Below are 23,280 nucleotides of genomic sequence, written 5' to 3' on the forward strand. Positions count from 1 at the left end.
AAGACTATATGAAGAGGCTACCTTCAAATAGAGTGAAAAGAAGGAGGAAAAGCCAAATAGATAACGTAATGGTCGGTAACTTTTTCACGTAGCCAATATAATGATTTCCGTAAATCCCAGTAGCTAATCGCTTACACCCAACTCGATTGTTGCTTCAAAGTCCTAATCTACTTAGCCTTGCGCGCCAACCCTGAGTCATTCGCCATACTGGTTCACTTTATGCTCATCTAACTCTAAAGCTTTTAACAAATGTGTTAATAATCGAGTAAAGGAGAACACGATGAAGAAACGTTTATTATCTACCCTAGCAGGCTCGCTAACATTAATGTTAAGTGCGAACAGTTTCGCAGGCCACCATGATAGCGATGAAAAAGAAGTGATAATGAATAACCTGGAAACAGGGATGAGCATGGGCTCAGTATTGGTGAGCAGTTATGATGATGACGGTGTAGTATTTACCCCCAACCTATCAGGGTTAACGCCAGGCGCCCATGGTTTTCATGTTCATCAAAATGGTGACTGCTCACCCTCAATGAAAGATGGAAAAAAGGTATTAGGTGGGGCTGCAGGAGGGCATTTCGATCCAGAAGATACCGGTAAACACCGTGCGCCTTGGTCTGAAAAGGGGCATGAGGGCGATTTACCGGTGCTTTATGTTGATGAAAATGGAAACGCAACTCAACCTATCTTTGCACCAGAGCTTGAGTTAGATGATATTGAAGGCCGCGCCTTAATGATCCACGCAGGTGGAGACAATTATTCTGACTCACCTAAAAAGTTAGGTGGCGGTGGCGACCGCGTAGCATGTGGCGTAATTGGGAAATAAACTAACGCTATCCCATCTTATACAAAAACGACGTGTACGAAAAAGCGGCTTCAAAGCCGCTTTTTTATACATCACTTGATTAAAACAATTTGCCTGCTCTCACTTAACAAAGCGAACGGTTTCTGTTCATAAAGACTAGCAATACTTGTTAGGCCTTGTTCAATCGGTATTCCAATGTGATATTGGCATTGAGAAGCTGAGATACCGGACAGTTTTCTTTTGCTTCCTGTGCAATTTTCTCAAACTCGTCTTCAGTAATTCCGTCAATTTCTGCATCTAGGCTTAGTGCTGACTGTGTAATTTCAAAGCCGTCATCGCTTTTCTCTAAACTGATTTTTGCAGTAGTATTTAACTCGCCGTCATCGTACCCCGCGTCTGAAAGCGCAAAAGAAAGTGCCATGGTGAAGCAACTTGCATTCGCAGCACCAATCAACTCTTCTGGGTTAGTCCCTTTACCATCTTCAAACCGCGTATTGAACCCATAAGGCTGGTTAGATAAAGCCCCCGTCTCTGTAGAAATACTGCCCTTCCCTTTTTTACCTAACGGTTTATATGCTGCACTACCTGATTTAACTATAGACATGTTTTCTTCCTTACTTTTCTACTAAATTGGATAAGCGCCAAGCGCTTTTTTTAGGTCGTTACAGGGATAACCGGCTGTGTGAAGCAAATAATGTGTGCAAAACGAAACTGCCTCACAAATTGAATCACGTATTGCCGTTTACCTGGACCCTCGTGTGATTAACGTAATGCAAGTGCTCTGCCGATAGGAATATTTTTGCTCTGCCCCCTGCCATGGGGGCTCTATAGCGTGATTTTACTAACTCAAAAATAGGCGGCTGTAATATCAATGACAGTAGGCTACAGGGTGTGATGAAAATTTTACTTACTTTCTTTTTATCTTTTTCGGTATCTAAGATTTTATACTCAGGCCGATATAGCTGGCCGCTGACCACGGCTAGCCTTCTTTTCTCACCCTGATCAGTGGGGCTTCAGGCACTGTGAAATTAATTGCAGTCTAAACCGTTCTTTATCTAACACTCGTATAGGTTCACTGACCTAGCCGCACTTTTAAATAAAAACGCGCGGAAAGAAAGCGCAGTCATAACGCACTGCAATATGGTTCAGTCAAGACGTAAAGGTAAATGATGAAATCAACAATCACCGCTGTATTGTTCGGCGCAACGCTAAGTGCTTCGATATTTACTCCAACGACAACTGCCGACGAAGCTATTTTAGCTGGGGGCTGCTTTTGGTGCATGGAGTCTGATTTTGAAAAGTTAGAAGGGGTTACTGATGTGGTGTCGGGATTTACCGGCGGTAACACCCCAAATCCGACGTACAATGGCGACCACAAAGGGCACTACGAGGCGGTAAAGATCACTTATAACGGCGATATGCTGTCTTATGAAGATATTCTTGATCATTTTTGGGTGAACATTGACCCTTTCGACAGCCGAGGTCAGTTCTGTGATAAAGGAACTAGCTACTTAAGCGCTATCTTTGTAGCAAACGAAAAAGAGCGTGCTATAGCCGAAAAAACAAAAGCTGACGTAGTGGCTCAATTTCCCAATCAAAAGGTAGTAACGCCCATACTCGATGCTTCTACCTTTTACCCGATTAAGGGCGATGAAATTGGCCACCAGGATTTTTATAAAAAAAGCCCCGTACGTTATAAGTTCTACCGATGGAACTGTGGGCGTGACCAGCGCTTGGAAGAAATTTGGGGCGAGAAAGCCTTGGGTAAGAATAAGTCGTAGCCCAACAACTTAACATCTACGCCCAGCGCTAAACCAAAGCGATACCACGAGCTATACCAAAAGCCATACCAAATGAAAGAACGCCACACAATACTGGTAGCCCTAAGCTTTTGTATTTGCGCCAAACAAGCACGGTGACAACAGTGCCTATTGCGGTTGCGATCCAACTCGCCGTTGACTGCGCTTTCGGAATAAGTGATGCACCTAGCATAGCGGCAATCATCAGCGGCCCTAGCACGCTTAACCACGTAGGCAAACGCGCTTCGGTGTTATTAGCCTTGTGTTTATTAAAGTGACGCTGAGTCCACAGCAACGGACCTACGCGCAACGCGTATGTCCCAATGGCTGCAATAACAATAGCTATCCAGATATCAACGTGCATGAGATTGCTTCCTTTCAACGCGCAAGGTAAGAAGGTAGAAGGTTATCGCACCGCATAGTGCAGCCAATGGAATTGCAGCGTTTTTAAACGTGCTGAGAGCTAAAAAGAGGGCCGCCGTCATAGTAACAAGCAAGGTGGCGCTCCACAGTTTACTTGAGAATTTAGGCGCGAGTAGCACAAGGAAAAGTGCAGGTAAGGCAAAGGGCATCACGCTGTCTAATATTGGCCATTGTTGGGTAAGCGAGTCCCCTGCGATACCGCCAAGCGCCGTCCCTACGATCCAGCTAAGCCACGCCACCATAGATACACCTTTAAACCAATCTACCTTTTTAGCATCTTCCATTAGCGGTAATCGAGTATGGGCTAACGCAAAAATCTGGTCAGTAAGGCCATGCATTAAATAGGGCCAAGCCTTACTTTGCGGCAGATAAGGCACCAAGTTTGGCGCATAAACCACATGACGAACATTAACGAGTAACGTCATACAAACCGCTAACCAAAGTGGCGCACCTGAAGCCACCATGGCAACTAAAAGAAACTGCGATGCGCCTGCGTAGATGAAGACGGAAATAAGCGTGGCTTCTAGTGTGGAAAAACCGGCTTGAACTGCAATCACGCCAAATGAGATAGCGACGGGAATATAGCCACCTAGCAAAGGCAAACCGTCAATAACTCCCTGCTTAATTCCGCTTTTAGATGAACCTTGGCTCATTCCTTCGCCTCTTTGTGATAAACGATTGTGATAAGACATGTCGCCCACTCGTCTCGCGTTTTGTATACGTGAGGCAAATCAGCGTTAAATGCTAGACTTTGGCCCGGATGCAGCCATTGAGTATTTCCACTATTCCCAGCTTCTAGAGAACCGCTAACAACGGTAATCGTTTCTTCTGTTCCTGTGGCGTGAGCTTCTGCCTCTCGAAAAGTATTGGGTGCAACCGACATCCAATAGGCATCAACGTTCGGCATACCTTGTCCTTGCTCAATTAAACGAACTTCTACGCCCTTTTCTCCAACGCTTGCGCTAAGAGGCTGAACTAGCTGACCGAACGGAACGTCTAGTTGCTTAGCTAACCGCCAAATGGTGTCTAGCGTTGGGTTGCCATTGCCCTGCTCTAGCCTTGAAAGGTTAGATTTAGCGATACCTGCCCCTGCTGCCAATTGCGACAGCGAGACACCTTTGTCTTGCCTGAGTTTCTGCAAATGCCTTCCGAGGATGTTGAGCGTTGATTGATTCACACCTTACCAACTTGATTTTGTTCCATTTAAGGAACGTTCTATATATAGAACACCTCGAAGTCAAGAAGTTTGTTTTAAATAGGGGCATAGATACGGCGTTGTACTCACGCCACGACTGGAATGCGTAACAAATGTTAAAAGGTGACAAAGGGATGAACTAAAAGGTAACCAATATTTGTGCACAGAAAACAGTCACCTTCGCTTTTTTAAACGCCCATTCAACTTTCTACGCAATACGGTCCGGCGTAATTTATTAACAAAAGCACTACATTTAAATCGCTGAATTGATTAAGAAACCTTATCAGTTACCGTTACTTGCTGTCTGAGCGATGCTACGATCTCTTGCATTAAACGAATACGAAAAGCACGAACTTTCGGGCTGTTGATCATTGCTAAACATTATCAATGATAAGGGCGACTATTCGAAGAGAACCGGCAAACATTCCGTTGAGCCGGTTTTTGTGTTTCATCAAAGCGCTAGTCTGCTGAGTGTCTTTTGATCTTTGACGACACACAGACATTGTAAACATGCTCAGCAAAGCTCACAGCCCCTCGCTAAAACAGCCACTAAGTACGTGATTGAACTCAATGAACAAAAGGACGTTTATGACGAATCAAACTGACAAGATTCTTTCTGACCAGGCCTCTTCAGAGCAGCCCTCAGCATTAGGTGAATACTCACTGGCCACCATAACTTTTTGGCTCGCTTTCGGAACCTTTGTGATTGGTTGCAGTGAATTTGCGGCAATGGGTTTATTGCCTTACTTTGCAGAAGATTTTGGCATTACTGAAAATGTCGCCGGTCACGCAATTAGTGCTTATGCCATTGGTGTTGTAGTGGGCGCGCCGCTAATCACTATCTTTTTTTCTAGGCTTGCAAGACGCACCATGCTTATTTCAATGATGGTATTTTATGCCGGTGGCAATCTGCTAACAGCATTAGCATGGTCAGAATGGACCATGAATATAGCGCGCTTTATTGCTGGCCTTCCTCATGGCGCTTACTTCGGCATTGCCATGCTCTTTGCTGCAGACATTGCCGGTAAAAATAAACGGGCGCAAGCGGTCAGTAACGTCATTTTAGGCTTGGCTATTGCCAATATTATTGGTGTGCCCTCAATTAGCGGTATCGGGCAAATGTTTGGATGGCGAACTGGCTTTTTTATTATTTCAGCTTTTGCGTTAGTGACTGCACTTATGGTGTGGAAAACTGCACCGTACCGCGGACCTAATCCAGATGCCAAGCCACTAACTGAACTTAAAGCTCTGAAAAATAAAGACGTGCTGCTGGTATTACTCATGGGCGCAATTGGCTTTGGAGGCATGTTCTCGGTGTATTCTTACTTTAGTGCCTCTTACCTCAATACAACCTCTTCACCTGAGTGGGGGATCTCAGTCACATTGCTTATCTATGGCATAGGTGTAACCTTGGGCAACATTATTGCAGGCCGCTATTCTGAAGGCAGGCTACTGACGTCAGCGATTACATTTCAGATTTTACTGGGTCTATCAGCTGCAGCTTACGCCGCGTCGATGGGGAATCCATACTTAATGGCAGTATCACTGTTTTTCATTGGTATCGGTGGTGGCATGGTGGTGCCGCTGCAAACAAGGCTTATGGACGTCGCTGGCGAGGCTCAGACTTTGGCCGGCGCCATGAACCATGCGGCTTTTAACACCGCTAATGCGCTTGGCCCCTGGTTGGCAGGAATGACACTGTCAGCGGGTTATGGCTATACATCAACGGGTTGGGTAGGCCTAGCGCTTGCCGGTGGTGGTGTACTGGTGTGGCTGGCCATTGTTATGACTGCTCGCAATACTCAAGTAAAAACAGCAACCGTATCTGGTTAAATGAAGGTTTAGCGCTGACAACTTTCGTTGTCAGCGCTTGTTAATTATGTTCCCTCGGTATTACTCGGCGTCGTTTTCACGCTCAGAGCTATTGCGAGAAGCACTTCCCCACACATCTTCGGGAATGTCTCTTTTAGGCGCTGGCGCACTAGCTATCGCTTCAGCCTGTTTCTTCTCTTGATTTGACCACTTAACACGAATTTTCTTACCGTCGATAATTTTGGCGTTAAGTTTTTCAATGGCTTTATCGGTTTCTTCTTGCGTGCTCATTTCTACGAAACCAAAGCCTTTAGATAAGCCAGAAGCCTCATCCATCACCAAATCGCACGACGCTATGGTGCCAAACTCGAAAAACAAGTCTTCAAGATTTTCTTGAGTAAATGTTTTAGGTAAATTGCGAACTAATATGCTCAAATTTATGCCCTACTTTTAAGGTGATTATGGATGAACGGGTGTTATTAACTTTCCTGATTGCGGAGGAACACAAGTTCCGTTGATGAGCTTTGTTCTTCGCTAAACACATAGCCATCTACGTCGAAGTTTTTCAAACCTTCCACGTCTTCAACGCGATTTTCAAGAATATAACGCGCCATTAAACCACGGGCTTTCTTCGCAAAGAAACTGATAATTTTATACTGACCATTCTTGCAGTCCTTAAACGTTGGCGTAATAATCATGCCATCTAAAGATTTTTTCTTCACTGCTTTAAAGTACTCATTTGAAGCAAGGTTGATCAGCACATTGTCACCCTGTGCTTCTAATGCCTTATTTAGCACATAAGTAATGCGATCATCCCAAAACGCATACAGGTCTTTACCTTCCGGGTTTGCTAATTTAGTGCCCATTTCTAAACGATAGGCCTGCATTAAGTCTAAAGGACGAAGTAATCCGTACAGGCCAGATAAAATTCGAAGATGCTTTTGCGCATATTCGACCGTTTCGCTATCAAGCGAGTAAGCATCTAACCCAGTATACACATCGCCATTAAACGCATACATTGCTTGGCGTGCATTATCGGGCGAAAATGGCGTAGAAAACTCAGCAAAACGGTTGGCGTTCAACGTTGCTAACTTGTCGCTTATCTTCATCAGCGATGATAAGTCAGCAGGCGATAAGGTGCGGCAAACTTCCATCAAACGTTCAGTGTCTTCAAGCATGGCAGGCTGAGTGAACTGGCTCACAGGAATTTCGCTTTCAAAATCTAAATTTTTTGCTGGGGATACTACAATTAACATTTCGACTCCTTAAGTTTAATACCAATCCGCATAGATCATTGCCGACTCAGAAGGCTCTGGCAAGTTTCCTAGCAAAGCGTGGGAATGCAGGAATGGCTGTTCCCTTTCAAATTCCCAGAATGAAGCTAGGAAGCTTGCCAGACCTTCCCGAAGGGCGAGTTTAAAATGCCCGTACTCTTTGTTGTGCCACCTTAATGTAGAACCACTATACCTGCGGTGACACGCCGCGATTACGAGCATTTTAACTCTCGCTGAGTGGGTAATGATCTATTCGGAATGGTATTACAGTATTGTATCACCTGATACGCTTCAAAAAGCAAAATGGCATAAGAAAGACGTAAATTGGCTTAACAGAGAAATCCGATTAGCCATTTTGTCGCTATTGTATGTATGAATTGTCACACGGGTTTGATATAAATAGCGTTACAAATAATTATTCAAACAATAATTGAGATACACCCTTCGTGAACGTACCTCAATTACCAAAGCGCTGCATGTACCAGTACTTATTAAAGAACTAAGAACTGGTAAAAAAGAACGTAAGCGCGAAGCCCTACACACGCGCAAGCGAACCGTTTTATTCAACTGGCTTTTCCAGCGAGTTGTCCAAAATTTATTTTGATAAAGAACAGAGAGAATTATGAGCAATCAGTTAGCTTCATTACGTGATATCACTACCGTTGTTGCCGACACGGGCGACATCGATGCCATTAAAAAGTATCAACCAGTCGATGCCACAACTAACCCGTCGCTACTTTTAAAAGCGGCTGGTCTTCCTCAATATGCAAGCCTAATTGATGATGCTGTAGCATGGGCAAAACTTCAGTCAAACGACGCCGACCAACAGCTTACCGATGCAGCAGACAAACTAGCGGTAGCGATTGGTAAAGAAATCTCTGCCACTATTCCTGGCCGAATCTCGACTGAAGTAGACGCACGCCTATCGTTTGACACTGCCGCCACTATCGAAAAAGCGGAGCGTTTGGTTCAGCTATACGAAGACGCGGGTATCGATAAGTCACGCATTCTTATTAAAATTGCCTCTACTTGGGAAGGTATCCAGGCAGCAGAGGAACTAGAGAAAAAAGGCATTCAGTGTAACTTAACGCTTCTATTTAGCTTCGCCCAAGCACAAGCTTGTGCAGAGGCCGGTGTTTATCTTATCTCTCCATTCGTAGGGCGCATTTTAGACTGGTACAAAAAAGCGACCGGTACTGAGTCTTACGCACCAGATGAAGATCCAGGCGTAGTATCAGTAACTAAAATTTATAACTACTACAAAGAGCACGGCTACAACACGGTTGTAATGGGCGCAAGCTTCCGCAACATTGGTGAAATTCAAGCGTTGGCAGGGTGTGACCGTCTAACCATTAGTCCAGCACTGCTAGAAGAACTGGCAAACGAGCCTGGCGAGCTAGAAGTTAAACTTAAAGACAATGGCGCTACAAAAACACCAGGTGACCGCTTAACAGAAAGCGAATTCCGCTGGGCAATGAACGAAGATGCAATGGCAACCGAAAAGCTTTCTGAAGGCATCCGCAACTTCGCCGCAGATCAGGAAAAACTTGAAACCATGCTTCGCGAAAAACTAAGCGCGTAAGGGCTATTGAAACAATGAGTGTTTTAACTTCGCTTCCTGAATGGAAAAAGCTGTCTGAACTTGCTGCAACGGTAAAAGATGCGCACATGCGCGACTGGTTTGCACAAGATGCAAGTCGCGCAGATAAGATGCAGCTTGAAGCCTGCGGTATTTTTCTTGATTACTCGAAAAACCGTGTAAATGATGACGCGCTTAAAGGGCTTTTCGACCTCGCCCGAGCGTGCAAACTAGAAACCCTTCGCGACGCGATGTTTTCTGGTGAGCAGATTAACGCAACAGAAGGTCGCGCTGTGCTTCACACCGCACTTCGTAATTTCTCAGACCGTAAGGTACTGGTAGATGGCGAAGACGTAATGCCTGAAGTGCATGCTACGCTTGCAAAAATTGAAGCGTTTACCGCATCGGTTCACAGCGGTGAACACAAAGGTTATACCGGCAAGCCTATCAAGCACATTGTGGCAATTGGTATTGGTGGTTCGTTCCTGGGTCCTAAGATTATGACCGAGGCACTTAAGCCGCATACCGTTGATGCCGTAAAAGTTCACTTTGTTGCCAACGTTGATGGTTGCCACATTCACGATGTGCTATCTAGCATTAATTTTGAAGAGACCCTGGTGGTCATGTCATCAAAATCTTTCTCTACCCAAGAGACGCTTCAAAATACACTTACCGCTAAAGACTGGTTCTTAAAATCTGGCGGTAAACAAGAAGATATCGCTAAACACTTTGTAGCCGTATCTTCAAACGTTAAAGCAGCCACCGAGTTTGGTATAAGCGCCGACAATATTTTCCCTATGTGGGATTGGGTAGGCGGTCGTTACTCACTGTGGTCTGCCATTGGCTTACCTATCTCGCTTGCCCTTGGGTTTGAAAACTTCAAAGGCTTACTTGATGGTGCGTTTGATATGGATACCCATTTCACCACTGCACCGCTAGAAGAAAACATGCCTGTATTGCTTGCGCTATTAGGCGTATGGTACAGAAACTTCTTTGATGCACAGTCTCATGTGTTGCTGCCTTACTACCACTACCTTCGCGGTTTACCTGCTTACGTACAGCAGTTAGATATGGAAAGTAACGGTAAAGAGGTTACGCAGGAAGGTGAGAACGTAGACTACCCTACTGGCCCAATTATTTGGGGGAGCGAAGGAACAAACGGTCAGCACAGCTTTCACCAGCTTATTCACCAAGGTTCTGGCGTTATCCCGGCAGACTTCATGTTGCCGCTTAACGTTCCTAACCAGGACGACACACATCACGCTATGCTTGCGTCTAACTGTTTTGGTCAAACACAGGCACTAATGCAGGGTAAAACCTTTGAAGAGTGTTATGCAGACCTTGAGGGTAAAGGCCTAGACGATGCTGAACGTAAACGCTTGGCCGCTCATAAAACCATGCCTGGCAACAAGCCCAGCAATACTTTCTTGTTTGATAGCCTTACGCCTAAAACACTTGGCGCGCTGGTTGCAATGTATGAGCATAAGGTATTCGTTCAGGGTGTTATCTGGAACCTTAACTCATTCGACCAATGGGGCGTTGAGTTAGGCAAAGTACTAGGAAACCAAGTACTTGCGGGCATTCAAGGCGAAGCAGACAAAGACAATTTCGACGCTTCAACACAACAATTGATTGCCAAATTCAGAGCAGCGAATGCACCAAAATAAGGAATGCGAGGTGATTTAAAATCACCCACTTGGTGCAAATAACAAACTGAACGGCTAGCTTTTTCGGAAGCTAGCCGTTTTTTGTTGCGGTATTCATCGACTATACGACAGACACTTTTGATAACCGTAGCACTGTATAATTGATTACTAATAAAACAAATAGGATCAAATACATACAGTTATTGTTTACGCTTTAAACACACTGTTCTTTCCTTACCCTTGTCATCATATCGTCACAATTTGTTAATAAAAGGTAAATTAAACTATTTTATTTTAGTGGCGGCTGTGATACAAAATTGTACAGAGGGAATTAAAAACAAGAACTCTGTATTAGTTGTAGTGGTATAAAAAGGAGATCCCAGTGGATAAATCAGATCTATTTGCCATGCTAGACATCGAAGCAAGCCCAGCAAAAACCAAAAGCAAAAAACGTAAGTGGAGAGAAATCGAAGCGCTACAAGATCGCTACAAATTAGAAAAAGAACTTGCCGAACTCGACTGTGGTTTCGAGTACGAGCTAGAGACACTGGAAAGATAATACGAAGGCCGCCTGTTACACAGGCGGCCTTTTTACTTTCTAGCGAGCTGTAAATGCTTCACGTGCAAGCATGCTGTTTCTTCGCGGGCTCTATGTAATAGCGAATAGCTAAGGAATATGCTCTGTGCCTAATTGCGGCCAGACCGCACAACACCGTATAGCATGGTCTTATAGCTATTTAGGCATTTATCTAATGAGCTATTGATAGGCACTGAATAAGGCAACCACTCTTGCTGTGTGGCTAGCTGCGATTTCTGCAAGTACTATACCTGCCAATTGATGGGTTGTTTACCCTTGGCAATAAGGTATTCGTTAGTATGACTGAAATGTTTACAACCTAAGAAGCCTCTGTGTGCTGAAAGCGGCGACGGATGAGGCGCATGTAAAACGTGGTGTTTCTCACGGTTTATGTGCTTACCTTTCTTTTGCGCATGGCTTCCCCATAGAAGAAACACAACGTTTTGGCAGTGCTCGTTGACCACATCGATAACCTTATCAGTGAAGGTTTCCCACCCCCATTTCGCATGGCTGTGTGCTTTACCTTGCTCAACCGTCAATACAGTATTAAGCAGCAATACGCCCTGCTCTGCCCACGACGTCAGCGTACCGTGATTAGGCTCGGTAAAACCATCAATGTCGGTCAATAACTCCTTGTACATGTTTTTAAGCGAAGGCGGTGTTTTAATGCCAGCTTTTACTGAAAAACAAAGTCCATGGGCTTGATTAGGACCGTGGTACGGATCTTGACCTAAGATCACGACTTTAACTTCGTCTAGCGGCGTGTATTTCAGCGCATTAAATACATCAGGCTGAGGCGGGTAGATAATGCTTCCCGCTTCACGCGCTTGCTTCACGCGCTCAAGCAACGTAACAAAATAGTCTTTTTGCTTTTCATCACTAAGCGCGCTTTGCCATGTCGGAACCGATGGTGTCATTACTTAAGCAAATCCATCATATGCTGCTTAAGTGCATCGTAAGACGCGGGTAAGTCTACCGCTAAGCTGTCTTCGCCTGCTACATCGGCTAGTGCTTTTGGTAGGCTGATTGGATTACCTAGCACGTTTTCGACCGTTTCTCTGAACTTAGCTGGATGGGCCGTTCCTAAGAACAAACCTATTTCACCGTCTTCTAAGTCGTGACTTACCGCGCGATAGGCAATTGCGGCATGAGGCTCGCTGGTATAGCCTTGTTGCGCTAATTGACGCATAGCAAGCTGCGTATATTCTTCGTCAACCATCTCACCTTTAAGGCACGCTTTGTCGATGTAACCACGCTCGATAAGCGCCTCAATACGCGGCCAGTTATTTGGCTGACTCACATCCATCGCGTTAGACATAGTTGCAACGGTCGCTTTAGGGTCCCACTCGCCTGTTTTAAGATAGCGAGGCACGGTGTCGTTTAGGTTAGTTGCCGCGATAAAACGCTTAATAGGTAGACCTAAGGATTTAGCAATCATGCCAGCCGTAAGGTTACCAAAGTTGCCGCTTGGTACTGAAATAACGAGCTGGTCACGTTTCTCTTTCGGCAGCTGACTTACCGCTTCAAAGTAATAGCAAACCTGTGCTAGCAAACGGCTGATGTTGATTGAGTTTGCTGAGTTTAAATGAAGACCTTCACGTACATCAGGGTCGTCAAACGCGGTTTTTACAAGCGATTGGCATGCGTCAAAGTCAGACTCTACTGCAACGGTGTGAATGTTACCGCCAAGCGTAGTGAATAGCTTTTCCTGTAGCGCGCTGATTTTGCCTTTTGGAAACAAAATAACCACGTTGATATTGTCAATGCCGTGAAATGCATGTGCTACAGCCGCGCCAGTGTCACCTGATGTCGCGGTTAGAATGGTTACTGGCTTCCCTTCACTAATACGCGACAGAGTTTGCGCCATAAAGCGGCCGCCAAAGTCTTTAAACGCAAGCGTTGGCCCGTGGAAAAGCTCTAAGCAGTATACGTTATCGTTGACCTGCTCGACTGGTGCACCAAAAGCAAATGCGGTCTGAACAATTTCTTCTAGCTCGCCATTATTCAGTTCATCGCCTATAAGCGCGCGTAGTACTTCAATACTGCGCTCTACAAATGGCTTTTCCAACAATTCGTCAATATTGTCTAGGGAAGGAATATGCTCTGGAAAATAAAGCCCTTGGTTTTTACCTAAACCCCGCTTAACGGCTTCAGCAAAATTTGCTGTGTCCGATGAATCTTTTAAATTTACCAATTCCACTTGCTGTTACCTTTTTATGTGGGCAAGTACTCTGCCCTTTTAATCTTTTAAAAAATTATTTCGCTTTTAGAAAATCATTTGCCTTTAGGAAATCATGTACCTTCAAGAAATAATAGTACCTTGGCTTGGTATTTGGCACACATGGCTAAAGCCATCTTCATTTTGAATGTAGTTCGCGGTTAGATATGCTGCGACTTCTTCCGCTTGCGCCTTACTTGGACATACAGCAAACACCGTTGGCCCTGAGCCTGAAATACCAAAAGCAAGTGCACCCGCTTGCTCACTAAATGCACGCGCCCCATCAAAGCCAGGCAGTAGCGATTTTCTATAAGGTTCGGCTATAACATCGTTCATTACCGACGCCGCTAAATCAAAGTTACCCGCATGTAAAGCGTGAACAAACACGCCTAACTGTCGACCAAAGGTTAGCGCCGTCGCCATATCCACCTGCTTAGGTAAGATATCGCGAGCAGCCGCTGTCGATACGCTAATGCCCGAATAACAAACGGCATAGTACCAATCGTCGTTCAAAGGCAATGATAGCGTCACCGGTGCGTCGCTACCCGTCATTAGCGTCATGCCGCCCAGGTAGCACGGTGCTACATTATCGTAATGGACACTGCCACTTATTTGGCCTTCTAGCTCCCCCATCATGATCAACAATGTATCTTCATCAAACGGGTTGTCGAAAAAAGCATTAAGCGCTGCGAAAGCTGCAACGATTGAACTAGCACTTGAGCCTAAGCCACTGCCAATAGGCAGGTTTTTGTGAAGGGTTAGCGCAACAGGAGAGGTCGATTTTCCAGACTTTTCCATTTGCTCACAAAAATAGTGGTAGCATTTAGTGACGATATTGCTATCTGCATCGCCAGGAAGTTTATGAGCAAAGCGCCCTACTGTTTCTAATGAAAATGATTCTGCCGCTTTTATTTCAACTTCATCACCAAGCTTAGTGCCATCAACTGGCGCAAGCGCTGCGCCCAATACATCAAAGCCTAGGCTTACATTTCCAATTGAAGCTGGCGCAAAGGCCGTTAATGCTTTCATATTATATCTCTTACTTCGCTTGCGACTTAACGTGATAAATCACTGGCCTAAGTCGCACCTTCGAGTTTCTTACTTTAACCGCTTATTCATTACGCTAAGCAAGCTAAGCGTTATTTAGCCCTTAGTGCGCCATTTGTTTCCACGGCATAGTACGCAGAATGTCAGCAAACACCCCTGCAGCCGTTACCGTACCACCTGCACCATAACCTCTAATCACGTAGGGGATTGGGCTATAGTAGTCACTGTTAATCGCCAGCGCGTTTTCACCGTCTTTTACCTGCGAAAGCGGGTTGCTTGCCGGTACAGCCTGAATGCTTACTTTGCATTTTCCGTCTTCAATACTGCCAATATAACGAAGCACTTTACCTTCTGCTTTAGCCGCTTCAACCTTTTCGCCAAACAACGCATCTAACTCTGGCAACTGCTGCATAAATTCGTCAATTGAACAGTCTTCAGCAAAGCCTTCTGGCAGTACAGATTCAATTTCAATGTCAGATAGTTCTAACGCTAAATCAGCTTCACGGGCCATGATCAGTAGCTTTCGTGCTACGTCCATGCCGCTTAAGTCATCGCGTGGATCAGGCTCTGTAAAACCATTATCTTTAGCCGTTTGTGTCGCTTGCGACAAGCTCATTCCCTCTTCAAGCTTACCGAATACGTAAGACAAGCTGCCCGAAAGAATACCTTCAAAACGATGCAATACATCGCCTGCACTAAAAAGCTTTTGTAGGTTATCGATAACAGGAAGACCCGCACCCACCGTTGTTTCATAAAGATATTGACGATTCGTGGTAAGTGCTGTTTTACGTAGCTTACGGTAGTAAGACATCTCACTGGTATTCGCCTTTTTGTTTGGCGTTACCACGTGAAAACCGCTTTCCATCATATCTACGTATTGCTGTGCAATCGCTTCGTGACTAGTACAGTCAACAATCACCGGGTTTACCAGACTATTATCGTTGGCGAACTGATGTAGGCGTTCAACACTCAATCCTTCGCTCGCTGATTCAAGTGCTGCTTTCCAGTCACCGCTTAAATCAATACCTTGACTGTTTAACAGCAGTTTACGGCTGTTCGCAATACCATAAACGCGCAGTTGAATATTGCGTTTTAACAACGCTGGCTGTTGTTTTTCAATTTGTCCTAGTAGTTCAGTGCCCACATTGCCACACCCCACTAGGAATACGTCGATGGTATGGCGGTCAGAGAAAAAATTCTGGTGAATAACCTTTACCGCTTTCTTAGCACGCTTGCTCTCAATTACCGTTGAAATAGAGCGCTCTGAAGAGCCCTGAGCAATAGCAACGTTGTTCACCCGCGCTTGGGCAAGCGAGTTGAAGAAACGCGCTGCCAACCCTTTAGTTTGACGCATTCCATCGCCAACCAAAGTAACAATAGCCAGGTCATGTCGCACTTCGATAGGATCTAGCAATTGATTTTGAAGCTCTAGCGCAAAAGCATCTTCAAGTAGCGTTAATGCACGGCTGGCATCTTTACTTTGAATACAAAAGCTAATTGAGTATTCCGATGATGACTGGGTGATAAGGCTTATTGAAATATTGGCGTTCGACATCACCTCAAACACACGGCTTGCCATGCCAACCATGCCCTTAAGACCAGGGCCTGCTACGTTAAACATGGTTACATTATCAAGCTGAGAAATACCTTTAACCGACGTCCACACTTCGCTCTTCTCATTACTGATTAACGTACCAGGCGCAGCTGGGTTTAGTGTGTTTCTGATCAGACAAGGGATGTGGTGCTGGGCAATTGGGCCGATAGTTTTCGGGTGAAGCACCTTGGCACCAAAATAAGACAGCTCCATCGCCTCTTGATAGGTAAGCTTGTCTAACAGCACCGCGCCTTCCACTTGATTCGGGTCAGCGTTATACACACCGTCTACGTCTGTCCAAATTTCACAGCAGCTTGCGTCTATACACGCCGCTAAAATGGCCGCTGAATAGTCTGATCCGTTACGCCCAAGCGTGACTTTCTCGCCCGCTTCGTTTGCAGCAACAAACCCCGGCATAACAAGAAATTCACTGCCGTCAGTAGGCACATCTGAAAAGCGCGCTTTACTAAGCGACACATCGGCAATACTGTCTAAGTAATCGCCTTCGGCCAGCACATACTTAACCGGGTCGATAACGCGATTAGCGATACCTTGGGCAGATAGCATAGCGCTAAAAAGCGTCACCGAGATGTACTCACCAATACTTAGAATACCGGCAGCAACATTATCAGGTGCAACACCAAGTAGCTTAATGCCTTCAAGGTGCTGTTTTAATACTGAAAGGTGACTATTGATGAATTCTACAACGCTTGCGTGTGCAAACCCGTCGAGTTCTTCGTTTAGGTTGTTGGCAATGCCGGTAACCGTGTCGTTCAACTTATTGAATAACGGCTGGAAATCTTCACCCGCGGCTGCTTGTTCACATAGTAGTGAAAGCGCGTTCGTTACCCCCTTTGGGGCAGAGAGTACAACCGCAGCACCGTCGGTTTGGTGGGTTGCCGTGCTAATTTCCATAACGCGCATGTATCGCGGTGCATCGGCTAGAGAAGAACCCCCAAACTTTAAGACTTTCATATGCTGCTCCTTAAGGTTACGCATGCTAAAACGTGTGTAAAAAAAAGCCCGCTCTGTGTTAGGCGGGCTTTCGTTGTCTTTTGCTTACTTGCACTAGTCAGCGACCGCCCTTTTTAAGGTGGTAATTAACATAATGGTGGTGCGAGTAAGTAGAATCTTTTTCATACAAGCAATTTGCCGTATAGACGTCTATATGTCAACCGCAGTTTTCACTACACTGTATTGCAAAAAGTGCAACACTCTTTGGTTAATATTTCTTTTTAAGGTACAAATGAAGATTTCAGTATAGACACTTACAAGCATCGTAAGCTACCAATTGTGATCACAGAGGAAACATTGGAACCGCGCTTCAGCTATCTGAGACAAGATGTTGAGCTAAAAAGTCCACTAGCAGCCTGATTTTAGGTGCAACATTTCTGTTTGAAGGAAATACAGCCCAAATAGCCTCTTGCTTGTCTTTGTACTCGGGGAATAGTTCTATTAGCTGACCAGAGGCTAGTGCTTTACGCACATAAAAGCCAGGCAGCTGTGCAATTCCCAAACCAGCAATCGCGGCGCTGCATAGGGCGTTTCCGCTGTTATAGCGTACCCTTCCCTGCACAGGAATAGATTGAATTTTATTATCGATAAATAAACGCCAATAAGGTTGTGACCCCACCAGTAACGAGTGCTCTTTTAACTCTTCAATATTTTTAGGCTGGCCTTGCTCTTTAAAATAATCCCTACTTCCGCATACAAATAAATGTCGGGTAGCTAGCTTTTTGGCAACCAGTGTCGAGTCATCTAGTTTGCCAATGCGGATAGCTAGGTCGAGACCTTGCTCAACAATATCAAGCTTTTCGTTTGAAAAGGTGCAGTGCACGCTTATGCCAGCGTACTTTTGCATAAAGGTATTGAGCAAAGGCGCGATGAAAGCTTCGCCAAACGCTACGGGAGCGGTAAGTTTAATGAGCCCTTGCGGCGATGCCTGCAGTGCGCTTACTGCTAGCTGAGCATCTTCGAGCGCCTTTAACGCAGGCATTGCCTGCTGAAAATACTGCGTACCCGCTTCAGTAAGCGATACGCTGCGCGTTGTACGCTGTAGTAATTTTACGCCTAGCTGCTTTTCAAGTGACGCGACTTTACGGCTTATCTGCGCCACTGACGTATCTAGCTTATTTGCAGCCCCGGTAAAATTGCCAACGTCAGCTACGGCACAAAATTCGGCTATTCCCTCAAGATATTTCATTATTGCCACTCACTATTGATACGTTCTTAAACGCAGCACTTATTTCTTATTACAGTCTATTTGGCAAAACTTATTATTACAAATATGAAATAGTGATTTACTAAAACTGTATTTATCATTAGTAATCCGTCTCCTATACTTTGGCCTATAAAACAACACCAAAGATTTATAATTAAGGAGTCATTACATGGCGTCATTCAAAGATTCGTTGCAAGAAGGTCAAACCCACATTAAATCAAAAGCTGCGGTGGCGTGGGGCCCGGGTGAGCCGTTAAAGATGGAAGAAGTGGACGTAGAGCTTCCCAAGAAAGGCGAGGTACTTGTACGGATCGTTGCAACTGGCGTATGCCACACTGATGCATTTACGCTGTCCGGTGATGATCCTGAAGGCGTATTCCCTTCGATATTAGGGCACGAAGGCGGCGGTATTGTAGAAATGGTCGGTGAAGGTGTGACCAGTGTAGAAGTTGGCGATCACGTTATTCCTCTTTACACCGCGGAATGTGGCGAATGTAAGTTCTGTAAATCAGGCAAAACTAACTTGTGCCAAGCGGTGCGCGAAACACAAGGTAAAGGCTTAATGCCAGACGGTACTAGCCGCTTCTCTAAAGACGGTGAACCAATTTATCATTATATGGGCTGTTCAACGTTTTCTGAGTACACAGTTTTACCAGAGATATCGCTAGCGAAAGTAAATAAAACGGCCCCGCTAGAAGAAGTGTGCTTACTTGGCTGTGGTGTAACAACCGGTATGGGCGCGGTACTTAAAACGGCGAAAGTACAACAAGGCGACACCGTTGCTATCTTTGGGTTAGGTGGTATCGGTTTGTCCGCCATTATTGGAGCACGCATGGCGGGTGCTGGTCGTATTATTGGTATTGATATTAATGAAAGTAAGTTTGACCTGGCAAAACAGCTTGGTGCAACTGACGTGGTAAACCCACAGAATTTCGACAAGCCGATTCAGGAAGTGATTGTTGAAATGACCGATGGCGGCGTTGACTACTCATTTGAATGCATTGGTAACGTAAACGTTATGCGTTCTGCACTTGAGTGCTGTCACAAGGGCTGGGGCGAATCTGTGATCATTGGTGTAGCCGGTGCAGGGCAAGAAATTTCAACACGTCCATTCCAGTTGGTGACAGGTCGTGTATGGCGTGGCTCTGCATTCGGTGGTGTTAAGGGTCGCTCAGAGCTGCCAGGTATTGTTGAGCAATACTTAAATGGTGATTTTGGCCTTCAAGAGTTTATCACTCACACCATGGGTCTTAATGACATCAACAACGCGTTTGATTTAATGCATAAAGGTGAAAGCATTCGCTCTGTTGTGCATATGGATAAATAGTACCAATCTTCATAGATATATGTTTTTAAACAAAGGCCCGCATTAATGCGGGCCTTTTTGATATCTAGCGCATTGAGCCTACTTTTTTCTGTTGCGTCTTATTAGTGCCAAAGCCGATAAAGGCAGCAAAATTGCCAAACTTGCTGGTTCAGAAACACTAGATACACTCGCAGAAAAGCTCGGTGCTTCGGTTACCACAATGTTGTCGATAAAATTGCCGTATGTACCCGCGTTTAAACTCGAAAAGCGAATAGTAGTCAGCGACGTTTGAGCTGTAAAATCACCGAAAAATACAGACCAGCGTTTGACATTGTGATCATCAAATACTTGAGTAAACAACACGCTGTCTGTTTCGCTGAATATATCTACTTTAAAGCTTTCTCCATTGCGTCTGGCAGCATAAGCAAACGATACGTCGTATGTTGTACCCGCTTCGGTTTTAAAGTTTTGAAAAATGGAATAGCTAACGCCTCTAACATTCGCATTTAATTCGGCGTATTGGCTACCATCGAAAGCGTTAAACCGGTTGAAATTGTCCCAGAGCTCCATATCAGTTCCGCTCCAGCCCGTTACTGTGTCCTCAGCAAATGGCTTCCAGCTATTACTTTTGATGTCGTCGCTTTCAAAACTACCATTTAAGATCAAGTTAGCATGCGCCGTTATGCTCACACTAAAAAAAAACATGAATATAAATGCTGTCCGTTTACTCAAGTGATACTCCAACACTAATTTAATGCTCAGACAGTATCATACCAAGTGGTCCAACCTGTGTATCTTATTCTTTCGCATGTTATATAAAAGTATAACTGGGCCGCCACGCCCTATATGATTCCTTGCTCTAACGCTTTAAGCACAGCTCTCGTTCTATCTCTTACGCCAAGCTTAGCCATGACTGAAGAAACTTGGTTCTTAATGGTGCCTGTTGATTTGAACATGGCATCTGCAATTTCCTTATTGCTGTAACCCGCAGCGATCAAACGGAGAATTTCGACTTCTTTCTCAGTAAGGGGCTCAGGATTTTCGAACGACTCAAATTCTACGTTAAGTCCTTTCAAGCCTTGCAACACTTTTTCGGTCACCGCAGGCTGAATCAGCGTTTTGCCATTTTTTATTTGTGTAATAGTGTCTACTAGGGTTTCTAGCGACACATCTTTAAGCAGATATCCTTTTGCACCGGCGCGCATTGCCCCATTCACCAATTCATGGTCGTCAAACGTTGTAAGCATAAGCACTGGCGTACTAATCCCTTTCTCACTCAGTGCAAGCAAAGTATCGATACCCGATAGTTTAGGCATGCGAATATCCATTAATATCACATCACAGTTTAAAGCGTTTTCACTATCAATGAGCTGCTGACCATTTTCGTATTCGCCAACAACCTTAACGCTATCATCGAGCCCTAAAAGCGATTTGATCCCTTCTCTCACCAGCATTTGATCTTCAACTAAAATAAGGCGTGTTTTCATTCGCCCTCCGGAATATGAATTTCGATGCGAAAACCCTGCTCGGTTTGCTGCCAGCTGATAGTTCCATTTAGCTCGTGAACCCGTTCCTGCATTCCTTTTAGGCCGTTGCCAGCCACTACACGCTTTGAAATGTCAGATACGCTCGGCCCTGCTTCCTCTTGAACGCCTTCTACATAAGCGCTTTCTGAAAAGCTACATGGTGCTTTGTCGAAAAGCGGTATGCTACTTGGCTGTTCGCCACTTATTGTCTTATCAGCAGCATGTGGCACCATACTGTCTTGCATGAGTAGGTTATAAGCGCCGTTGTGTTGCGTTAGTGATATAGAAAAATAATGTGCCTGTGTATGGCGGATGACGTTAGTTAGTGCCTCCTGCATACTTCGCAAAAGGCAATCGGCAATTCGCACGTTGGTTAACATCAAATCGTCGTCAATGTGCAGATTTACCATCGGCCTAGGCAAATCTTTAATCAGTGCGTTTACCGCTAATGAAAAATCGATAGCCGCATTTTCCCGAATATCAGAAATCGCTTCTCTAACATCAGAGAGTAAAAGCTTTGCGATACTATGGGACTGCTCAACGTGTTGCTTTATGGCTTGCGATTCTGTGCTCTCTAATAAATCCGCCTTTCTCGAAGCGACTTGAAGGTTGATGGTAAGCGCCGTCAAATGATGCCCTAAAACATCGTGAATGTTTCGCGCTATCCGCAGGCGTTCATCCTGAGTAAGCGCCTGCTTCATGAGTTGCTGAGTACTCAACAATTGTCTATTAAGCGCATCAGCTTCTTCACGTGCTTTCGATTCTTTAATGGCCGTGTTTGACATGATCATCGCAAATAAATTAAATGTCCAAAAAAGCGCGCCGGTTAAGAAAGCTTGCTGTTCTTGCCACACCCATCCTTGGATAAGGATTGTGGGCAGAGCCAATGGTATTGAAAGCACGACGCACGTTTTCCAATTAACATAGTAAGGAAGAATGGCGGACCAAATAACAACGAAGATGGCAAGGTAAACATAGGGAAGCAAAAACTGGCTCAGAACCGCTAATAGAAACATCGCCCATAACGTTGGCAGCCTTAACGAGGGCTTACTGTGGTCATGCCTACTGACAATAACAAAAGTCACTGCGAGCATACCAAAAATAGCAATGGCAGAGAGAGTTCGCCAATGCATGAACGAGTATTGATGATACAAGAAGTAAAGTGCAGAGCCGCTTACAAACATCCACGTAATGCATGCAGATGCGCGCTCAATATCGATGCTCACCCGCCAATGAGCAGGGATTGAGATTTTCATTTGTTTCTGACTACCTATATCTTTTCGTTCTTATAGCGTTACTTTGACAAAAAACACAGTTCAATGCATAGGCCAGAAGTCACTTTTTATTTCATGACTTCTGGCACTGTTGTCAATCTCGTGAAGTTATCACTATAAGCCTACAATTTTGTTTATTGCCAGAGGAAAGCAAGATGCAAACAATTCATGGCTTTATAGTAACGCTTCATATTTTAACGGGTGCTCTGTCACTTTTACTGTTTTGGGTGCCTAGTCTTACGAAAAAGGGCGGAAAAACCCACAAGCAATTTGGTGGTTACTATATAAAAGCAATGCTATTTACGTCTATTAGTGGCGTTATCAGCTCTACTATGGTGTTGTTTATTCCGCTAGTCATCTACCCAACAATGCCCGAGCACTTTGAGTCTGTTGCTCATTTCACTGCCTATCTTAGAGGTCAATATCTCTTTTTGCTGATGTTAAGCCTGTTGGTATGGAACAACGTAAGGCATTCCGTAGCGGTGCTTAAAGCGAAGCAAAATCTTGAGCAACTGCGTACTATCGAGTATCTGTGGCTACCCGTAGTGCTTTTTGTCGTCGCTTCCATAGCGTTGTATCAGGGTATTACATACGGCATAACGCTAACGTGTATCTTTGCCCCTATTGCACTGTTAAATGCCATTGGTATTGTGCGCTATGTTTATCGAAAAGACATCGTTGCAGGTGCGTGGGTAACTGAGCACATTGGGCATATCATTGGCTCTGGTATAGGTGCATACACCGCATTTTTCGCTTTTGGGGGACGCACATTATTTGAAGGCTCACCGTCACTTCAAATTATCAGCTGGGTTCTACCCGCCCTAATAGGCGTTCCTTTTTCCATCTGGCTTAGCTTTAAATACAAACCAAAATCACCTGGTCGTAATACACTTTCTTTAAAACCTAAGGTAGTTAAAAGTTAACCTTAAAAGTGATATGTGAAAATTCAATTCAGCAGTTGTTATCAATGCCACGGTTAGGGCC

Annotated in this window: 23 protein-coding genes; 8 read left to right on the plus strand and 15 right to left on the minus strand. The window is 44.8% G+C overall.

The genetic code is table 11. The annotated features are described in order from the left end of the window. The first annotated feature begins 280 nt into the window (after positions 1-280). Entirely contained in the window at positions 281-826 is a 546-nt protein-coding gene (sodC, locus tag BK026_RS10120; RefSeq protein WP_071815757.1) for a superoxide dismutase family protein, read from the plus strand. A gap of 148 nt (positions 827-974) precedes the next feature. Here the strand turns inward: sodC and BK026_RS10125 are convergent, their stop codons facing one another. After that, entirely contained in the window at positions 975-1,409 is a 435-nt protein-coding gene (locus tag BK026_RS10125; protein ID WP_071815758.1) for an OsmC family protein, read from the minus strand. 565 nt (positions 1,410-1,974) lie between these two features. On the opposite strand from BK026_RS10125, the gene msrA reads away from it, so the two are divergent. Continuing rightward, entirely contained in the window at positions 1,975-2,586 is a 612-nt protein-coding gene (msrA, locus tag BK026_RS10135) for a peptide-methionine (S)-S-oxide reductase MsrA (RefSeq protein ID WP_071815760.1), read from the plus strand. Between the two features lie 28 nt (positions 2,587-2,614). On the opposite strand, the gene BK026_RS10140 is transcribed toward msrA, so the two are convergent. The 3 genes from BK026_RS10140 to BK026_RS10150 are packed head-to-tail and all read right to left on the minus strand — an operon-like array spanning position 2,615 to position 4,168. Beyond that, positions 2,615-2,968 carry an AzlD domain-containing protein gene (locus BK026_RS10140; RefSeq protein ID WP_071815761.1) on the minus strand — a complete coding sequence of 118 codons (354 nt, stop codon included), beginning with the start codon at positions 2,966-2,968 and terminating at the stop codon, positions 2,615-2,617. Continuing rightward, on the minus strand, positions 2,958-3,680 hold the full coding sequence (locus tag BK026_RS10145) for an AzlC family ABC transporter permease (protein WP_071815762.1): 723 nt from the start codon (positions 3,678-3,680) through the stop codon (positions 2,958-2,960). The genes BK026_RS10140 and BK026_RS10145 overlap by 11 nt, the downstream gene beginning before the upstream one ends. Next, complete coding sequence (locus BK026_RS10150; protein WP_071815763.1) at positions 3,677-4,168, minus strand: helix-turn-helix domain-containing protein; 492 nt, start codon at positions 4,166-4,168, stop codon at positions 3,677-3,679. Before BK026_RS10150 ends, BK026_RS10145 begins: the two co-directional genes overlap by 4 nt. A 642-nt stretch (positions 4,169-4,810) precedes the next feature. Here BK026_RS10150 and BK026_RS10155 point away from each other — a divergent pair. After that, on the plus strand, positions 4,811-6,055 hold the full coding sequence (locus tag BK026_RS10155; RefSeq protein ID WP_071815764.1) for an MFS transporter: 1,245 nt from the start codon (positions 4,811-4,813) through the stop codon (positions 6,053-6,055). A gap of 60 nt (positions 6,056-6,115) precedes the next feature. Here BK026_RS10155 and BK026_RS10160 read toward each other — a convergent pair whose 3' ends face one another. From BK026_RS10160 to BK026_RS19520, 3 genes are read right to left on the minus strand one after another with little or no spacing between them, the layout of a single operon-like run. Continuing rightward, entirely contained in the window at positions 6,116-6,469 is a 354-nt protein-coding gene (locus BK026_RS10160) for an RNA-binding protein (protein ID WP_071815765.1), read from the minus strand. A gap of 44 nt (positions 6,470-6,513) precedes the next feature. Further along, on the minus strand, positions 6,514-7,290 hold the full coding sequence (gene yaaA, locus BK026_RS10165; RefSeq protein ID WP_071815766.1) for a peroxide stress protein YaaA: 777 nt from the start codon (positions 7,288-7,290) through the stop codon (positions 6,514-6,516). A gap of 15 nt (positions 7,291-7,305) precedes the next feature. Next, entirely contained in the window at positions 7,306-7,530 is a 225-nt protein-coding gene (locus BK026_RS19520; RefSeq protein WP_139308981.1) for a hypothetical protein, read from the minus strand. Positions 7,531-7,930: 400 nt separating this feature from the next. Between BK026_RS19520 and tal the strand changes: the two genes are divergently transcribed. The 3 genes from tal (at position 7,931) to BK026_RS10185 (ending at position 11,092) form a co-directional block, all read left to right on the plus strand. Then, a complete protein-coding gene (tal, locus tag BK026_RS10175) occupies positions 7,931-8,890 on the plus strand; it encodes a transaldolase (protein ID WP_071815767.1) in 960 nt (319 codons plus the stop codon). Between the two features lie 14 nt (positions 8,891-8,904). Then, the gene (gene pgi / locus BK026_RS10180) at positions 8,905-10,554 is read left to right on the plus strand and encodes a glucose-6-phosphate isomerase (protein WP_071815768.1); all 1,650 of its coding nucleotides are present in this window, start codon (positions 8,905-8,907) and stop codon (positions 10,552-10,554) included. Positions 10,555-10,915: 361 nt separating this feature from the next. Continuing rightward, positions 10,916-11,092, plus strand: coding sequence for a DUF3545 family protein (locus BK026_RS10185; protein ID WP_012519516.1), 177 nt, complete (start codon positions 10,916-10,918; stop codon positions 11,090-11,092). Between the two features lie 263 nt (positions 11,093-11,355). Here BK026_RS10185 and ung read toward each other — a convergent pair whose 3' ends face one another. From ung to BK026_RS10210, 5 genes are all read right to left on the minus strand, one after another. Next, on the minus strand, positions 11,356-12,027 hold the full coding sequence (gene ung, locus BK026_RS10190) for a uracil-DNA glycosylase (protein WP_071815769.1): 672 nt from the start codon (positions 12,025-12,027) through the stop codon (positions 11,356-11,358). Next, on the minus strand, positions 12,027-13,310 hold the full coding sequence (thrC, locus tag BK026_RS10195) for a threonine synthase (RefSeq protein ID WP_071815770.1): 1,284 nt from the start codon (positions 13,308-13,310) through the stop codon (positions 12,027-12,029). The genes ung and thrC overlap by 1 nt, the downstream gene beginning before the upstream one ends. Before the next feature lie 102 nt (positions 13,311-13,412). Then, entirely contained in the window at positions 13,413-14,357 is a 945-nt protein-coding gene (thrB, locus tag BK026_RS10200; protein WP_071815771.1) for a homoserine kinase, read from the minus strand. A gap of 121 nt (positions 14,358-14,478) precedes the next feature. Continuing rightward, positions 14,479-16,944, minus strand: a complete 2,466-nt coding sequence (gene thrA / locus BK026_RS10205; RefSeq protein ID WP_071815772.1) for a bifunctional aspartate kinase/homoserine dehydrogenase I — start codon at positions 16,942-16,944, stop codon at positions 14,479-14,481. 349 nt (positions 16,945-17,293) lie between these two features. Beyond that, positions 17,294-18,172 carry a LysR substrate-binding domain-containing protein gene (locus BK026_RS10210; RefSeq protein ID WP_071815773.1) on the minus strand — a complete coding sequence of 293 codons (879 nt, stop codon included), beginning with the start codon at positions 18,170-18,172 and terminating at the stop codon, positions 17,294-17,296. A 187-nt stretch (positions 18,173-18,359) separates the two neighbouring features. Here BK026_RS10210 and BK026_RS10215 point away from each other — a divergent pair, with 187 nt between their 5' ends. Next, on the plus strand, positions 18,360-19,517 hold the full coding sequence (locus tag BK026_RS10215) for an S-(hydroxymethyl)glutathione dehydrogenase/class III alcohol dehydrogenase (RefSeq protein WP_071815774.1): 1,158 nt from the start codon (positions 18,360-18,362) through the stop codon (positions 19,515-19,517). Between the two features lie 78 nt (positions 19,518-19,595). Here the strand turns inward: BK026_RS10215 and BK026_RS10220 are convergent, their stop codons facing one another. The 3 genes from BK026_RS10220 to BK026_RS10230 all read right to left on the minus strand — a co-directional run bounded on the left by BK026_RS10220 (position 19,596) and on the right by BK026_RS10230 (position 22,278). After that, positions 19,596-20,201, minus strand: coding sequence for a DUF642 domain-containing protein (locus tag BK026_RS10220; protein ID WP_071815775.1), 606 nt, complete (start codon positions 20,199-20,201; stop codon positions 19,596-19,598). A gap of 137 nt (positions 20,202-20,338) precedes the next feature. Next, complete coding sequence (locus tag BK026_RS10225) at positions 20,339-20,983, minus strand: response regulator transcription factor (RefSeq protein ID WP_071815776.1); 645 nt, start codon at positions 20,981-20,983, stop codon at positions 20,339-20,341. Next, the gene (locus BK026_RS10230) at positions 20,980-22,278 is read right to left on the minus strand and encodes a sensor histidine kinase (RefSeq protein ID WP_071815777.1); all 1,299 of its coding nucleotides are present in this window, start codon (positions 22,276-22,278) and stop codon (positions 20,980-20,982) included. Before BK026_RS10230 ends, BK026_RS10225 begins: the two co-directional genes overlap by 4 nt. Positions 22,279-22,451: 173 nt before the next feature. Here BK026_RS10230 and BK026_RS10235 point away from each other — a divergent pair, with 173 nt between their 5' ends. Next, positions 22,452-23,219, plus strand: a complete 768-nt coding sequence (locus BK026_RS10235) for a hypothetical protein (RefSeq protein ID WP_071815778.1) — start codon at positions 22,452-22,454, stop codon at positions 23,217-23,219. The last annotated feature ends 61 nt before the right edge of the window (positions 23,220-23,280 follow it).

This window comes from Alteromonas sp. V450, from assembly GCF_001885075.1.
Lineage (GTDB): Bacteria > Pseudomonadota > Gammaproteobacteria > Enterobacterales > Alteromonadaceae > Alteromonas.

Excerpts from the sequence above, each read along its gene's own strand:
- sodC (WP_071815757.1), top strand. The coding sequence starts at position 281 with ATGAAGAAACGTTTATTATCTACCCTAGCAGGCTCGCTAACATTAATG.
- BK026_RS10125 (WP_071815758.1), bottom strand. The coding sequence starts at position 1,409 with ATGTCTATAGTTAAATCAGGTAGTGCAGCATATAAACCGTTAGGTAAA.
- msrA (WP_071815760.1), top strand. The coding sequence starts at position 1,975 with ATGAAATCAACAATCACCGCTGTATTGTTCGGCGCAACGCTAAGTGCT.
- BK026_RS10140 (WP_071815761.1), bottom strand. The coding sequence starts at position 2,968 with ATGCACGTTGATATCTGGATAGCTATTGTTATTGCAGCCATTGGGACA.
- BK026_RS10145 (WP_071815762.1), bottom strand. The coding sequence starts at position 3,680 with ATGAGCCAAGGTTCATCTAAAAGCGGAATTAAGCAGGGAGTTATTGAC.
- BK026_RS10155 (WP_071815764.1), top strand. The coding sequence starts at position 4,811 with ATGACGAATCAAACTGACAAGATTCTTTCTGACCAGGCCTCTTCAGAG.
- yaaA (WP_071815766.1), bottom strand. The coding sequence starts at position 7,290 with ATGTTAATTGTAGTATCCCCAGCAAAAAATTTAGATTTTGAAAGCGAA.
- BK026_RS19520 (WP_139308981.1), bottom strand. The coding sequence starts at position 7,530 with ATGCTCGTAATCGCGGCGTGTCACCGCAGGTATAGTGGTTCTACATTA.
- tal (WP_071815767.1), top strand. The coding sequence starts at position 7,931 with ATGAGCAATCAGTTAGCTTCATTACGTGATATCACTACCGTTGTTGCC.
- pgi (WP_071815768.1), top strand. The coding sequence starts at position 8,905 with ATGAGTGTTTTAACTTCGCTTCCTGAATGGAAAAAGCTGTCTGAACTT.
- ung (WP_071815769.1), bottom strand. The coding sequence starts at position 12,027 with ATGACACCATCGGTTCCGACATGGCAAAGCGCGCTTAGTGATGAAAAG.
- thrB (WP_071815771.1), bottom strand. The coding sequence starts at position 14,357 with ATGAAAGCATTAACGGCCTTTGCGCCAGCTTCAATTGGAAATGTAAGC.
- thrA (WP_071815772.1), bottom strand. The coding sequence starts at position 16,944 with ATGAAAGTCTTAAAGTTTGGGGGTTCTTCTCTAGCCGATGCACCGCGA.
- BK026_RS10210 (WP_071815773.1), bottom strand. The coding sequence starts at position 18,172 with ATGAAATATCTTGAGGGAATAGCCGAATTTTGTGCCGTAGCTGACGTT.
- BK026_RS10215 (WP_071815774.1), top strand. The coding sequence starts at position 18,360 with ATGGCGTCATTCAAAGATTCGTTGCAAGAAGGTCAAACCCACATTAAA.
- BK026_RS10220 (WP_071815775.1), bottom strand. The coding sequence starts at position 20,201 with ATGTTTTTTTTTAGTGTGAGCATAACGGCGCATGCTAACTTGATCTTA.
- BK026_RS10225 (WP_071815776.1), bottom strand. The coding sequence starts at position 20,983 with ATGAAAACACGCCTTATTTTAGTTGAAGATCAAATGCTGGTGAGAGAA.
- BK026_RS10230 (WP_071815777.1), bottom strand. The coding sequence starts at position 22,278 with ATGAAAATCTCAATCCCTGCTCATTGGCGGGTGAGCATCGATATTGAG.
- BK026_RS10235 (WP_071815778.1), top strand. The coding sequence starts at position 22,452 with ATGCAAACAATTCATGGCTTTATAGTAACGCTTCATATTTTAACGGGT.